The organism is Cellulosimicrobium sp. G4 BAM 1002 (assembly GCF_057126935.1).
On sequence record NZ_CP182109.1, the window covers coordinates 4,615,541 to 4,629,490 of the forward strand.

General features: G+C 69.8%; 13 protein-coding genes. 5 read left to right on the forward strand and 8 right to left on the reverse strand.

Going from position 1 to position 13,950, the window contains the following annotated elements; all coding sequences use genetic code 11:
- Positions 1-24: 24 nt before the first annotated feature.
- The 5 genes from ACMXGY_RS20570 to ACMXGY_RS20590 all read left to right on the forward strand — a co-directional run bounded on the left by ACMXGY_RS20570 (position 25) and on the right by ACMXGY_RS20590 (position 6,133).
- Positions 25-1,920, forward strand: coding sequence for a protein kinase family protein (locus ACMXGY_RS20570; RefSeq protein WP_483774832.1), 1,896 nt, complete (start codon positions 25-27; stop codon positions 1,918-1,920).
- A gap of 165 nt (positions 1,921-2,085) precedes the next feature.
- Positions 2,086-3,114, forward strand: a complete 1,029-nt coding sequence (trxB, locus tag ACMXGY_RS20575) for a thioredoxin-disulfide reductase (protein WP_483774833.1) — start codon at positions 2,086-2,088, stop codon at positions 3,112-3,114.
- Positions 3,115-3,211: 97 nt separating this feature from the next.
- Positions 3,212-3,544: a thioredoxin gene (gene trxA, locus ACMXGY_RS20580; RefSeq protein WP_483774834.1), complete on the forward strand. Its 333-nt coding sequence runs from the start codon at positions 3,212-3,214 to the stop codon at positions 3,542-3,544.
- 100 nt (positions 3,545-3,644) lie between these two features.
- Entirely contained in the window at positions 3,645-4,997 is a 1,353-nt protein-coding gene (locus ACMXGY_RS20585; RefSeq protein ID WP_483774835.1) for an aminotransferase-like domain-containing protein, read from the forward strand.
- Positions 4,998-5,167: 170 nt separating this feature from the next.
- Positions 5,168-6,133: a D-alanine--D-alanine ligase family protein gene (locus ACMXGY_RS20590; RefSeq protein WP_483776913.1), complete on the forward strand. Its 966-nt coding sequence runs from the start codon at positions 5,168-5,170 to the stop codon at positions 6,131-6,133.
- A 1,329-nt stretch (positions 6,134-7,462) separates the two neighbouring features.
- On the opposite strand, the gene ACMXGY_RS20595 is transcribed toward ACMXGY_RS20590, so the two are convergent.
- The 8 genes from ACMXGY_RS20595 to rpmH form a co-directional block, all read right to left on the reverse strand.
- Entirely contained in the window at positions 7,463-8,830 is a 1,368-nt protein-coding gene (locus ACMXGY_RS20595; RefSeq protein ID WP_483774836.1) for a ParB/RepB/Spo0J family partition protein, read from the reverse strand.
- On the reverse strand, positions 8,827-10,002 hold the full coding sequence (locus ACMXGY_RS20600; RefSeq protein ID WP_483774837.1) for a ParA family protein: 1,176 nt from the start codon (positions 10,000-10,002) through the stop codon (positions 8,827-8,829). The genes ACMXGY_RS20595 and ACMXGY_RS20600 overlap by 4 nt, the downstream gene beginning before the upstream one ends.
- A gap of 134 nt (positions 10,003-10,136) precedes the next feature.
- Positions 10,137-10,799 carry a 16S rRNA (guanine(527)-N(7))-methyltransferase RsmG gene (rsmG, locus tag ACMXGY_RS20605; protein WP_483774838.1) on the reverse strand — a complete coding sequence of 221 codons (663 nt, stop codon included), beginning with the start codon at positions 10,797-10,799 and terminating at the stop codon, positions 10,137-10,139.
- A gap of 240 nt (positions 10,800-11,039) precedes the next feature.
- A complete protein-coding gene (locus tag ACMXGY_RS20610) occupies positions 11,040-11,567 on the reverse strand; it encodes a Jag family protein (protein ID WP_483774839.1) in 528 nt (175 codons plus the stop codon).
- 43 nt (positions 11,568-11,610) lie between these two features.
- Positions 11,611-12,729, reverse strand: a complete 1,119-nt coding sequence (gene yidC, locus ACMXGY_RS20615; RefSeq protein WP_483774840.1) for a membrane protein insertase YidC — start codon at positions 12,727-12,729, stop codon at positions 11,611-11,613.
- Positions 12,730-12,788: 59 nt separating this feature from the next.
- The gene (gene yidD / locus ACMXGY_RS20620; RefSeq protein ID WP_483774841.1) at positions 12,789-13,130 is read right to left on the reverse strand and encodes a membrane protein insertion efficiency factor YidD; all 342 of its coding nucleotides are present in this window, start codon (positions 13,128-13,130) and stop codon (positions 12,789-12,791) included.
- A complete protein-coding gene (gene rnpA, locus ACMXGY_RS20625) occupies positions 13,127-13,495 on the reverse strand; it encodes a ribonuclease P protein component (protein WP_483774842.1) in 369 nt (122 codons plus the stop codon). Before rnpA ends, yidD begins: the two co-directional genes overlap by 4 nt.
- A 6-nt stretch (positions 13,496-13,501) precedes the next feature.
- A complete protein-coding gene (gene rpmH / locus ACMXGY_RS20630; protein ID WP_012880118.1) occupies positions 13,502-13,639 on the reverse strand; it encodes a 50S ribosomal protein L34 in 138 nt (45 codons plus the stop codon).
- Positions 13,640-13,950 lie beyond the last annotated feature (311 nt).

Below are 13,950 nucleotides of genomic sequence, written 5' to 3' on the forward strand. Positions count from 1 at the left end.
CACGGAGGAGGTCCGGTGAACGGCGTGGCCCCAGGAACGTTGCTCGTCGCGCGATACCGGCTCGACGAGCAGCTCACGTCCGACCTGTCGGACGTCACGGCATGGTCGGCGCACGACCAGATCCTCGACCGCCCCGTGCGGGTCTCGATCGTCACCGGCCCCCAGGTGGCCGACGCGCTCGACTCCGCGCGGCGCGCCGCGCTCGTCGTCGACCCGCGCCTCACCCGCGTCCTCGACGTCGGTGCCGAGGACGGCATCGCGTACGTCGTGACCGAGCGGTACACCGGCATCACCCTCAGCGAGGTCGTCGCCGGCGGGATCGTCGACCCGCAGCAGGCGCGCGCGATCGTGGGTGAGGCCGCGGCCGCGCTCGAGGTCGCCCGTCGCCGCGGTGTCCACCACCTCGCCCTGCGACCCGACGCGGTCCGCGTGGACGGGAGCCGCGTCGTCGTGACGGGTCTCGGGCTCGACGCCGGCGTCGCCGGCCACGACCAGCACGACGCCGACCGCACGTCGCGGCTCGACGCCGTCGGGCTCGTCGCGCTCCTCTACTACGCGATGACCGCCCGGTGGGCAGGCCCTTCGCTCGACGTCCCGTGGATCTCGTCCACCGCGATCCACCCGCTCCCCGCGCAGCGCGACGGCTCCGGCGTCATGCCGCTGTCCGCCGTCCGCCCTGAGGTCCCCTCCGAGCTCGACACGCTGTGCGTGCAGACGTTCAACGCGTCCGGCGGCGGCCCGGACGAGTGGACCGCCACCGTGCCGGGCGACGGCCCCCGCACGCCCGCCGACGTCGTCGGCGCGATCGAGCCCTGGGGCGAGGTGTCCGTCGTGGCCGCCCTCCCGTCGTTCGTCCAACCGGCCGCTGCGGCGACCGGCGGAGTCAGCCGGCAGTCGGTCCGCTCCGCGTTCGACGGTTCGGTCGCTGCACCCCCTGGCACCCCGCCGCCCGCACCGCCCGTGCGCCGCCCGTCGACCGGGCGGATCCACCGCGTGGGCGCCATCCCGGGGTCCGCGGGCCCCGCAGCCGGCTACGCCGCCGCGGGACTCGCCACCGGGGCGACGGCCGTCGTCGCGACCCAGCCGGGGGCGGCGACCGGCGCACCCGTGCCCCCGCCCCCACCCGCGTACGACCCGGCCGCCACGACGGCGCAGTACGCGTCGGCACCTCCCGGCGCGCCGTCGACGGGGGCGCAACCTGCCGTCGGCGACCCGGGTGCTCCGAGCCGGCCCTGGAGCGAGCCGAAGCCGGCTCGTCGCGGTCCTCGACGCTTCAACGCGACGCCGTTCGTCCTCGTCCTGGCCCTCGGGCTGGTCGGGTACGGCGTCTTCTGGGCCGTCAACACCGCGTTCGACGACTTCGGCCCTGCCGTGCAGACGGGCGAGCAGCAGCCGTCCGGCGAGGGCTCTGCACCGGCGGCGGAAGGCGGTACCGGGACCGAGGGCGCCGAGGAGGCTCCGGCCCCCGCACCCGAGGTGCGCCCGGTCATCGCCTCGGGCGCGGCGCTGGATCCCGAGGGCGACGAGTCCCCGGACAACGAGGGCGAGCACCCGGAGCTGGTACCGCGCGCGTTCGACCAGCAGCCCGAGACGTCCTGGATCTCGCGGCGCTACAACGCGGCGGACTTCGCCGGCCTGCGCAGCGGGATCGGGTTCGCGATCCTCCTGGAGGAGAAGGCCCCGGTGTCGACGATCGTCATCGACACGCCCGTGAACGGCGGCAACGTCGAGATCCGTTCCACGAGTCCGGACACGCCCACCGAGGGGGACGTGCTCGCGTCCGGTGCGCTCTCGCCCGGGGTGGAGTTCACGTTCGAGACCCCGGTGGAGACCGACTCGATCGTGCTGTGGTTCACCGAGCTGCCGCAGAACCCGTCGGGCGAGTTCCGGGCAGAGATCAACGAGCTGCTGGTCTCCTAGTACCCCGCCGGTGCGTGGCTCGCGACGCCGGGCGGACGGCGGGCGCGCGCGTCGTCGCGTGCCCGTACCGTGGGTCGACCCGTACCGTGGAACAGAAGACGTCCCGTCGGCGTTCACACTCTCGCGTGGTCGGCCGCCACGCACCGAGCATCCGAGGAGCAGCACGTGACCGAGCAGCCAGTCGTCCAGAACCTGATCATCGTCGGGTCGGGCCCTGCGGGCTACACCGCGGCGATCTACGCGGCACGTGCGGGACTGGCCCCGCTCGTCCTTGCCGGCTCGATCACCGCGGGCGGTGCGCTGATGAACACCACCGAGGTGGAGAACTTCCCCGGGTTCCCGGACGGGATCATGGGCCCCGAGCTCATGGAGAGCATGCAGAAGCAGGCAGAGCGGTTCGGCGCGCGGGTCGAGTGGGACGACGCGACGCTGCTCGACCTGCAGGGCCCGGTGAAGACGGTCGTGACCGGCAACGGCGAGACGTACCGGGCCCGCGCCGTCATCCTGGCGACGGGATCGGCATACCGTGAGCTCGGCCTGGACGACGAGAAGCGCCTGTCGGGCCGGGGCGTGTCCTGGTGCGCCACGTGCGACGGGTTCTTCTTCCGCGACCAGCACATCGCGGTCGTCGGCGGCGGCGACTCCGCGATGGAGGAGGCCACGTTCCTGACCCGTTTCGCGCAGAAGGTGACGCTCGTCCACCGGCGCGACGAGCTGCGGGCGTCGAAGATCATGGCCGACCGTGCCCTGAACGACCCGAAGATCGAGGTCGCGTGGAATAGCGAGGTCATCGGCATCGACGGCGAGAAGAAGGTCGAGGCCCTCACGCTGCGCGACACCGTGACCGGGCAGGAGCGCGAGCTGGGCGCCACGGGCCTGTTCGTGGCGATCGGCCACGAGCCGCGCACCGAGCTCGTCAAGGGACAGATCGACCTGGACGACGAGGGGTACATCCAGGTCGTCGGGCGCACCACGGCCACCAACATCGAAGGTGTGTTCGCGTGCGGCGACGCCGTCGACCACACCTACCGCCAGGCCATCACCGCGGCCGGCTCCGGCTGCTCGGCCGCGCTCGACGCCCAGCGCTACCTCACCGAGCTCGCCGATGCCGCCGGCCTGGAAGACCTCGCAGGCACCCCTGAGACGCCGAACCCCGACGAGCTGCCCGAGGCGCTCGCCGAGCTCCGCGCGTAGTCCCGCCTCTCGCGCGCCCGGCGACCGCCCGGTGCGCGAAACATCCCTCACTCCCCACGGTGGCTCCTGCCACCACCCGACTCCTCCGGAGGTCAGCATGCCGACCGTTCCCGTCACCGACGAGACCTTCCGTTCCGAGGTCCTCGAGTCCGACATCCCCGTCCTCGTCGACTTCTGGGCCACGTGGTGCGGCCCGTGCCGCCAGGTCGCCCCGATCCTCGAGGAGCTCGCCGAGGAGTACGACGGCAAGATCAAGATCGCGAAGCTCGACACGGACGCCAACCCGGAGACCACCGGTGCCTACGGCATCGTCTCGATCCCGACGCTCAACGTCTACGTCGGTGGCGAGCTCCAGAAGTCGATCATCGGCGCCCGTCCCAAGCGCGCACTCACGGAGGAGATCGACTCGGTGCTGAGCACCGCGGTCTGAGTCGCCGACCCCCGCTCCCCGGTCTCCGGGGGCGGCATCGGCCCGGAGGGCGGACCACCGCACGGTGGTCCGCCCTCCGGCGTCTTCACGGGATCCCCCGATGCCCCGTGCGAGACTGGGGGTCGTGACAGAGCCGACGACTCCCCCGCAGCACTCCGCCTCCGGCGGCACCCGTCTCGACCCGTGGTTCGGTGCCTACGCAGAGCGAGCGCACGGGATGCGAGCCTCGGAGATCCGGGCGCTGTTCGCCGTCGCGAACCGGCCGGAGGTCGTCTCGCTCGCCGGCGGGATGCCCTACCTCGCAGGCCTCCCCCTCGACACGATCGGCGAGACCATGCAGCGGCTCGTCGCGACGCGCGGCGCGACGGTGCTGCAGTACGGCTCCGGCCAGGGCGACGAGACGCTCCGGGAACGGATCCTCGACGTCGTGCGGCTCGAGGGCATCGAGTGCCACCCCGACGACGTCGTCGTGACCACCGGGTCCCAGCAGGCACTCGACCTCGTCACCAGGATCTTCATCGACCCGGGCGACGTCGTGGTCGCGGAGGCGCCGAGCTACGTCGGCGCGCTGGGGGTCTTCCGGTCGTACCAGGCCGACGTCGTCCACGTCCCTCTCGACGAGCACGGCCTCGTCCCGGAGGCGCTCGAGGAGACGCTCACGCGCCTCGCCTCCGAAGGGCGACGGGTCAAGCTGCTCTACACCGTGCCCAACTTCCACAACCCGGCGGGTGTCACGCTTGCTGCCGAGCGACGTCCTCGCGTCCTGGAGATCGCTCGGCGACACGGCGTCCTCGTCGTCGAGGACAACCCCTACGGCCTCCTCGGGTTCGACGGCTCGACGCTCCCCGCGCTCCGCTCCCTCGACGAGGACGGCGTGCTCTACCTCGGCTCGTTCTCCAAGACCTTCGCGCCGGGCTACCGGGTCGGCTGGATCGTGGCACCGCACGCCGTCCGCGAGAAGCTGGTCCTCGCGAGCGAGTCCGCCATCCTGTGTCCCTCCAACGCGTCCCAGATGGCGATCGCCGCGTACCTCGACGCCTGCGACTGGAAGGGCCAGATCAAGCAGTTCCGCGAGCTCTACCGGGAGCGTCGCGACGCGATGATCGGTGCTCTCTCGGAGCATCTGCCGTCGGCGAGCTGGACCGTCCCGGACGGCGGTTTCTACACCTGGGTCCGGCTACCCAGCGGGCTCGACGCCCGCTCGATGCTCCCACGTGCGGTCACCGCCCGGGTTGCCTACGTTCCCGGCACCGCGTTCTACGCGGACGGAACCGGATCCGACCACATCCGGCTCTCGTTCTGCTTCCCCACGCCCGAACGCATCCGGGAGGGCGTGCGGCGACTCGCCGGGGTCGTGAACGCCGAGCGCGAGCTCGTCGAGATCTTCGGTACTGACGCCGCACTCGACCCCGATCTCACGGACGTCGAGAACCCTTCTCCCGACCTCGCCTGAACCCGCCGCTCTCACACCACGACGGCCGTCGCACGGCACGGCCGTGCCGGCAACGAACAGGAGTCCGACGCACTGTGGACACGACCACCGGCACCCCCGCCCCGGAACAGGCCAACGCTGCTGCCCGCGGCCCCTCGGCTCCTTCTCGGCGCGCTGACCAGCACCTTCACATTCTCCGTCCCGACGACGGCCCCGCCCCCGGCGCCCACGTGACAATCCTCGCGGGCGGGCTCTCGCACGAGCGCGACGTCTCCCTACGGTCAGGCCGGCGCGTCGCCGAGAGCCTTCGAGCGGCCGGACTTGAAGTCTCTGTCCACGACGTCGATGCCGACCTGCTGCCGTTCCTGCGCACCGCGCGGCCCGACCTCGTATGGCCCCTGCTCCACGGAGCGAGCGGAGAGGACGGGTCGATCCGTGACGTGCTCGAGCTCGTCGGTGTCCCCTACGTCGGTACCGGTCCGCGCGAGAGTCGTTCGGCCTGGAGCAAGCCTGTCGCCAAGAGTGTCGTGCTGGGAGCCGGCCTCTGCACCCCCGAGTACGTGACCCTTCCCCAGAGCCTGTTCCGAGAGCTCGGCGCACAGCCGGTCCTGGACTCCGTCGTGGAGCGACTGGGCCTGCCGCTCGTCGTGAAGCCCACGCACGGTGGTTCCGCGCTCGGCGTGACGCTCGTCGAAACGGTCGATCAGCTCCCCCGCGCGATGGTCGACTGCTTCGCGTACGGCGAGGTCGCGCTCATCGAACGGGCCGTGCGCGGGGTTGAGCTCGCCGTGAGCATCGTCGACCTTGGGCACGGACCCGAAGCGCTCCCGCCCGTCGAGATCGTCACGACAGGGCCCTACGACTACGACGCGCGCTACAACCCGGGGCGCACGGAGTACTTCGCTCCCGCTCGTCTCGACGACGACGTCGTCAGCATGGTCCAGGAGGTTGCCGTCCGTGCCCATACGGCACTCGGTCTGCGCGACCTCTCGCGGACTGACGTCATCCTCGACCCTGACGGCGTCGTGCAGTTCCTCGAGGTGAACGTCGCCCCTGGAATGACGGAGACCTCCCTCCTCCCCCAGGCCGCTCGCGCCGCCGGACTCGACCTCCCGTCGCTGTACCGCAAGGTGGTCGACGCCCGCGTCCGGTCCTGATCCTTGTTTCACGTGAAACGGCCCGCCTCACGTTTCACGTGAAACAGCGAGAGTCGGCGTGGGCGTTGGGCCCATCGCTCCGTGCCGAGGCGCCCGCCGATGCTCCCCGGCCACGGCTGTTTCACGTGAAACCCGGCGCTGTAGCCGCACTGCTACATCTGGCCACCCCGCAGACGCCCGAACCAGACGCCCAAAACCAAACGCCGGAGCAAGACGCTCGAACCCAGACGCACGAACCAGGCTGCTGCATCTGGTCGGGTCGCGAGTGGAGCGCCGTGGGTGCTTGGGCTGGGCGCGCCGTCGCCCTGGTCACTCGGCCTACCGTCCCGTGCGCGGCTTCTACGCCCTTCGCATCCTCCGCCGCACCACTCGCTCGGCCGTCGGCCGCCATCGTATGGGCGATCCGATGTGGAGGCTCCCGCCCTCGACCCATGAGCACGTCGACAGGAGTCTGATGATTCGATGCGCGGGGCGGGCGAGTCCGCGCACGGCCGTGTGCTGCACCGGCCTGCCCACGAGCACTAGTGCGGCTCCGCGGGATCGCCTTGCGGCTGACACGAGGCGAACCCCCGCACGACCAGCACGGCACGCACCCCTCGACGCTCCGCCCGTCAGCCGCGCTGTGCCAGTTCGTGGCCCCTGTGCGCGCTCTTGTGCGGGTGAGCTGCCGCCCAGCGTGCCGAGCTGTGCAGGCCGGCAAGCGCTGGCGGCCTCCTAGGAGCGTCCGTCGTCCTCGCCGCCCTCGCATCGGCCCTCGTGAGCCAACACCGCGTCGGGAGTCGGCTGCCGCCGGCGCGCGCCCGAACCGCGCAGGGGCGGCGGGGCCGAACAGTGAAGGCTGGCTGGCCCCGCACCTGCAGCGGTGCGAGGGCGATCACGTCGGGCGCGCCGAGGGCGACGAACAACCGGGGGTGCCGGTCGGGGACGTGCCGGTGGCCACCTCGTATCCCCAAGTCATCAGCAACCGTATGGCGTGCGTTTGCCGAGGCCGCTCCGGCAGCCACCTCCTCGAGACCGAGGTTTGCGATGTCCTTTCTCTTTACCTGCGGGCGGTCCACAAGGATGGGGCGGGCCTACGGCGATCCGCCGACCGTGTGTGCTGGACCGACACGCTAGGTGACCGGACCGCGCGGCTGAGCCGGGGTGTGGGTGGAGGGGCGGCCGTGCCGGGTCGTGACGGGTCTGGCGGGAGCGACGCGAGAAACGAGCGGCGCGGATGGTAGACGCGGCACGGCCGCCCCTCCACCCACACCCCGGCGCCCCACGACCCAGGGCCCGGCAGCCCGGCGCCCCGGCATCCACACTTGCGCATGGCGGCACACGGCAGTGCTACTTGCGCAGCAGTCCCGGATCCTCTGGCGCCATGAGGTCGAGAATCCGGTTGAGGTCCTCGACGGACGCGAACTCCACCGTGAGGCGGCCCTTGTTCTTGCCGAGGTCCACCTTCACCCGCGTCTCGAAGCGGTCGGACAGCCGGTGTGCCAACTCGTCGATCGCCGCGGAACGCTGGCCGGCTCGTGGCGCGCGCGCGGGGCGTCGCTCGTCGAGCCCGCCCATCGCGACGATCTCCTCGGTCGCGCGCACGGAGAGGCCTTCGGCGACGATCCGCTGCGCAAGGCGTTCGATCTCCGCGCCGTCGGTCAGACCGAGGAGTGCACGCGCGTGTCCGGCGGAGAGAACGCCCGCCGCGACCCTTCGCTGCACGAGCGGGGGGAGGCGCAGGAGCCGCAAGGTGTTGGAGATCTGTGGCCGGCTGCGTGAAATCCGCTCGGCGAGCTCCTCGTGCGTGCAGCCGAAGTCGTCCAGGAGCTGCCTGTACGCGGCCGCTTCCTCGAGGGGGTTGAGCGCGCTGCGGTGCAGGTTCTCCAGCAGAGCGTCGCGCAGGAGGTCATTGTCGTCGGTCTCGCGGATGATCGACGGGATCGTCGTGAGCCCGGCGGCCTGAGTCGCCCGCCAGCGCCGCTCCCCCATGATGAGCTCGAAGGCGCCGGGCTCTCCGGGGGCGGGACGCACCACGATCGGCTGCAGAACGCCGATCTCGCGGATGGACCCGACGAGCTCGTCCAATTCGCCTTCGTCGAAGACGCTTCGAGGCTGTCGCGGGTTGGGTCGGATCGCGTCGGTCGGAATCTCCGCGAACCTGGCGCCAGGAACCGGAACCAGATCCTCTCCGGCCCCGCCCACCCACGCCGCGTCCTCGGAACTGCTGTCGGCGACAGCCTCCGCGGTTCCAGAAGTCTCGCCGATCGCTGCGGCCAGTACCTCAAGTGACGCCGTTTCACGTGAAACATCGCCTGTGTCCGCTCCGGTGGGACCGGCTGCATCGCCTTCCGCCACGACCTGCGACGTCGCCTCCTCGGCGCCATCGACGCGCGCGATGCTCTCGTTGCCCATCGAGATGCCGTCACCGGACAGCGCCTCGAGCTCGGCGAGGTCGGAGTCAGAGAGCGACGTCAAGCCCTGCATGTCAGACGGCTGAGGTGACTCTTCGACCAGCGTCACGACGGGTGCGACTGCGGACTCCTCGCCGGACGCGATCGATGCCGTCTCCTCGGACTCGTCCTGCATCCGGGCGTCGGCAGCTGGCTCTTCCGTCGCAGGGCTGGGAAAGAAGACATCGACCGGTCGCTTTCCCTCCGAGCTCGTGGGGATGAGCGCGCCCAACCCTCGACCTAGTCCGCGCCGCTTCTCGCTCATCGCTGCTCCTCCTGCCGCAGGGCGGGTCCACCGATGGACCCGGCGAACTCATGGTGGTTCCTCGTCGTTGCCTCGCTTGCCCGCGCCAGCGATGGGTCAAGCTGGGAGTCGTCCCGCCCCGCATCGTCGAGCTGGGTCTCGTCCCGTACGGATTCGTTCTTTCCGCGCTCGGTCACCTCGCGAGCAGCTTCCAGATACGCCAGCGCTCCGGTGGACCCTGGATCGTAGGTCATCACAGTCTGGCCATGACTCGGCGCCTCGGAGATTCGAACCGAGCGGGGAACCGTGGTGCGGAGTGTCTGAACGGGAAAGTGCTCCCGAACCTCCGCCGCAACCTGCTGCGCGAGATTGGTGCGACCGTCATACATGGTGAGCAGAATGGTCGAGACATGGAGCTCGGGGTTGAGATGCGCCTTGATGAGTTCGATCGTCTTGAGCAGCTGGCTCAGGCCCTCTAGGGCGTAGTACTCACACTGGATCGGGATGAGGACCTCACGCCCGACGACGAAAGCGTTGACCGTCAGCAGCCCCAGGCTCGGCGGGCAGTCGACGAGGACATAGTCGATGCGGTCCTCCCCCGCACGCACTCGATCCTCCAGATAGGTGTCGAGAGCACGGCGGAGTCGTGTTTCACGTGAAACAAGCGACACGAGCTCGATCTCCGCACCCGAGAGGTCGATGGTCGCGGGGACGCACCAGAGCGTGGGGATGTCGGGGCACTGTTGAACCGCGCCCGCCAACGGGTCGCCGTCGACGAGAACCTCATAGATCGACGGCGTTCCCGCCCGGTGTTCGACACCGAGTGCCGTGGAGGCATTTCCCTGCGGGTCGTTGTCGATGACCAGCACGTTGAGCCCCGCCTGCGCGAGACCCGCGGCCAGGTTGACGGTGGTCGTCGTCTTGCCGACCCCGCCCTTCTGGTTCGCCACGGTGATGATGCGCGTCGACTCCGGGCGGGGAAATCGACGGCCCTGCAGGTCAATCCGTCGCCGCGCGTCCACCGTCAGCTGGGCTGCGAGAGGTGTCGACTCATCGGCATCGGGCAGGCTGGCCATGAGAGCGGCACGGCGATCATCCTCTGCGCCGACGGCGCCCGTCGAGCTCGCGTCCTGCCGCACAGTGACGCGATCCCACTCGTGCGTGCCCTCCGGTGCGTGGGTGCTCTCCGTCACGCGTCCCTCCCTCTCCTTCTCCGTTGTCGACACCAGCATGCGTCGAAAGCCGTCGGAGCCGTCGGACTTCAGTGCGACCCGGGCCCGTGTCGCACACGAGCGGCATCGGGAATCGCACGATCAGGTGATCCGGCTCAGCGTGACCCAGTCTGCCGCACGATCCGGACCACGGTCGTGCTCTCCACACCTGGAATCGTGCCGGCCTCAAGAATCTCAGGCTCCGAGCCCTTGAGCTTGCGCAGCGCCTTCCGCGCCGGGTCGATCTCCTGCGTGACATTGCGCCCCTTGAGCACGATCATCGCGCCACCCGGCCGGACCAACGGCAAGGAGAGCCGTGCGAGCTTGTCGAGCGCCGCGACAGCGCGGGACGTGACGGCGTCGCACTCGAACGCACCGTGGTACTCCTCAGCTCGCCCGCGCTTCACCTGAACGTTCGACAGCTGTAGGTCCTCGGCGATCTCGTTCAGCCACGCGCAGCGCCGCTCCATCGGTTCAACCAGATAGATGGTCGCGTCCGGCCGCATCGCGGCGATCACGATACCGGGAAGTCCAGCCCCCGATCCGACATCGGCGATAAGTCCCGTTGCAGGAAGGAATGGGACGACCGCGGCCGAGTTGAGGATGTGTCGGTCCCAGATGCGCGACACCTCGCGAGGCCCGATGAGTCCGCGGACCTCCCCCTCATCACGGAGGCGCTCTGCGAATCGCTCGACCGCCGGAAATGCCTCCCCGAAGAACTCGCTGAGCACTTCCCTCTCGATCGCGCGTTCTCCGTCGCTCTCCGTCACGGTCCCCATCCTCCGAACACTCTCCTCGTCTCGTCCTGCGTGCGCCCATCGTTTCACGTGAAACGGGAGCCCGACGCGCCGGCAGGCGCCGTGGGCCGACGCCGCATGCCGAGATCTGATGGCGCGCCATCGGGTCGTCGTGCTCTCCACGCTGCGCCGTCGGCGTGTGCACAGGGAGACACCAGCCCACCACGAAGCGCGCCCCACGTTTCACGTGAAACGTGGGGCGCGCAAGGAGCAGACGAGACGTCAGTCGACGGGGTAGATCACCACGTACCGCGCCGGCTCAGCGCCTTCGGAGTCGCTACGCAAGCCCGCTCCCGCGACGGCATCGTGCACGACCTTGCGCTCGAACGCGTTGAGCGGCTCGAGCGATACCTTCTGGCCGTCGGCCCGAACGCGCTCGATCGCCTCCTCTGCGAGGATCGTCAGCTCCCGACGGCGATTGGCCCGAAAGCCGGCGACGTCCAGCATCAGTCTGCTGCGCTCACCGGTACGCGCCTGTACCGCCAGGCGGGTCAGCTCCTGCAGCGCGTCGAGGACCTCTCCGTCTCGACCCACCAGGGGGTCAAGGAGAGAGGCCTCGTCGGCGACGATCTCGACTGCTGCGCGGTCGTGCTCCACATCGATGTCGATGTCGCCGTCGAGGTCCGCGATATCGAGCAGCTCCTCGAGGTAATCGGCGGCGATCTCACCCTCCTCCTCGAGGCGGGTCGTCTCAGGGACAGCCTCGTCGGCAGTGGGTTCGCTGGGCGCGGGGGTCTCGGTCGGCGGCATCTGGGTGCTCCTCAGGGCAACGGTGCGCGTCTCCGCGCGGGATCTACTTCTGCTTCTTCTTCTTCGACGACGCCGGCGTCGAAGGACCGGACTCGGGGCGCTTCGGCTGGCCCGCTGCAGCGCTCTTGCCGGGCGGGCCGTCGACCGGGGCCTCGGACGGCGCGTCCTCTGTCGTCGAGGCGTCGCTCGTCCCGTCCACCGGGTCGGACGAACCGGCGACGCGCGGGGTCGTCCCCTTCTGGCGGTCCTTGCGCTTGGGCTGCTGGCGCTGGCCGCGCGGCTGCTCGATGACCGGCGCCGCGTCCTCGACGATGCCCTTGGCAGCAGCCTTGCGTGCCTTGCGCTCCTTCATCAGACGCTCTGCCTCGGAGCCGGGTGCCGGCATCCTACGGATCGTGTAGAACTGCTGACCCATCGACCACAGGTTCGTCGTGGTCCAGTAGATGAGGACACCGACCGGGAAGTTGACACCGGAGACCGCGAAGATGAACGGGAAGACGTAGAGCATCATCTTCTGTGTCGACGCCATCGGGCCCTCGAGAGCGGCCTTCGGCATGTTCTTCATCGTCAGCTGACGCTGGGTGAAGAACGTCGTCGCACACATCGCAACGATGAGCACGGCGATGACGATCTTGGTCTGCAGGTCGTCAGTCCGCAGGAAGATGTCGGAGAGCTGAGCACCGAAGACAGTCGAGCTCTCGATGTCGCTCGCGACGGACGCGTTGATCGGACCGATCGGGTCGGCGTCTCCGTTCGAGATCGGCACGAGGCCGTTCAGGACGCGGAACAGTGCGAAGAAGATCGGGGACTGGAGCAGGATCGGCATGCACGAGGCGAAGGGGTTCGTCCCGTGCTTGCGGTACAGGTCCATGGTCTCGCGGCTCATCGCCTCACGGGACGCAGGGTCGGTCTTGCCCTTGTACTTCTTCTGGATCGCCTGCATCTCGGGCTGCAGCATCTGCATCCCACGCGAGGCCTTGATCTGCTTGAAGAACAGAGGGATGAGCAGGATGCGGATGATCACGACGAGCCCGACGATCGACAAGACCCAGGCCGGACCGGGACCGTCCGCGAATCCCAGGTACGTCAGACCCTGGTGACACAGGTACATGATCCAGGCGACGACCCATTCGATCGGTGCGAGGAACGCGAAGAAGTCCATGCGTGACTGCTCCCTAACCTTCAGACAAAGCTCGTGAAACGCCCGCGACGGGCGGAGGACTAGTGCGTGTGTCGTGCCTCGGGCACGTCGTCGACCCCGCCGAGGCTCCACGGGTTGCAGCGCAACAGCCGCCAGAGAGCGAGGCCCGTGCCACGGAGCGCACCATGACGCCGCACGGCGGTCAGGGCGTACTGGGAGCAGGACGGGTAGTACTTGCAGGTGGGGCCCGTCATCGGCGAGATGACCGACTGGTAGGCCCGGATCATGCCGATCAGGGTGAGAGCCGGTACCCGGCGCAGCACGTCGACCACGCGACGGGTGAACCCGCTTGCGCCGGGCTTGTCGACACCGGGCCGCGAAGTGCTGCCCTCGGGAGCCTCGACGGAGTGCGTGGTCGTCATCGACGCACGTTCTCGCGCTCGGCCAGTCGCACGACGGCACGGTCGAGACCGCGCCCGAGGTCGGCGCTCAGCTCGTCGTACGTCGCGGACGACGCCGGAGGGAGAGCGCGCACGACGACGCGCCCGTGCGGCGGGAGCGTCCCGATACGAACCGCAGCGGCAGCACGCAGGCGTCGCTTCACGAGGTTGCGCCGTACCGCGTTGCCCACGGCCTTGGAGACGACGAAGCCGACCTGTGGCTGTGCCTCGCCCTCACGGTCCTCGGTGAGGTGCACGACCACGGTCGACCTCCCCGCGCGCACACCGCGGCGCACCGCCCGTTCGAAGTCGACGGAACGGCGCAGTCGGTGCGCCGCGGGGAGCACGTGCTATCAGGCAGAGAGCTCGGTGCGGCCCTTGCGACGACGGGCCGCCAGGATGGCGCGGCCGGCGCGGGTCCGCATGCGCAGCCGGAAGCCGTGGGTCTTCGCCCGGCGCCGGGTGTTCGGCTGGAAGGTCCGCTTGCTCACGAGGTACTCCAAGAACGTCGGGGAGGTACACCGTCTATGTCCTCGACGATGCAGTGACCGGCTCCGGTGGAGCCTGTCGATAGTTCGGAACTGCTGCGGGGTGGTCTCCCACCCTGCTGACCGTCCAGGAGTGTGCGGCGCACGAGCCACACGTGGGCACGACCCTGTGTGGGCGCGCCAAGAACACCTGGAAGCGGCTGTCCGACGTTACGCTCTCGGACGCGGTCAGGTCAAACCCCCGCCGGGGTGACGTGCGTCGCTCGCCCAGGCGCATTACTGCCGCGTGCGGATGCCTGCCCTTGACCTGAGAG

Coding starts and splice junctions, on each gene's coding strand:
- ACMXGY_RS20595 (WP_483774836.1), bottom strand. CDS start 8,830: ATGAGCGAGAAGCGGCGCGGACTAGGTCGAGGGTTGGGCGCGCTCATC.
- rsmG (WP_483774838.1), bottom strand. CDS start 10,799: ATGGGGACCGTGACGGAGAGCGACGGAGAACGCGCGATCGAGAGGGAA.
- yidD (WP_483774841.1), bottom strand. CDS start 13,130: ATGACGACCACGCACTCCGTCGAGGCTCCCGAGGGCAGCACTTCGCGG.
- trxA (WP_483774834.1), top strand. CDS start 3,212: ATGCCGACCGTTCCCGTCACCGACGAGACCTTCCGTTCCGAGGTCCTC.
- yidC (WP_483774840.1), bottom strand. CDS start 12,729: ATGGACTTCTTCGCGTTCCTCGCACCGATCGAATGGGTCGTCGCCTGG.
- ACMXGY_RS20585 (WP_483774835.1), top strand. CDS start 3,645: ATGCCCCGTGCGAGACTGGGGGTCGTGACAGAGCCGACGACTCCCCCG.
- ACMXGY_RS20610 (WP_483774839.1), bottom strand. CDS start 11,567: ATGCCGCCGACCGAGACCCCCGCGCCCAGCGAACCCACTGCCGACGAG.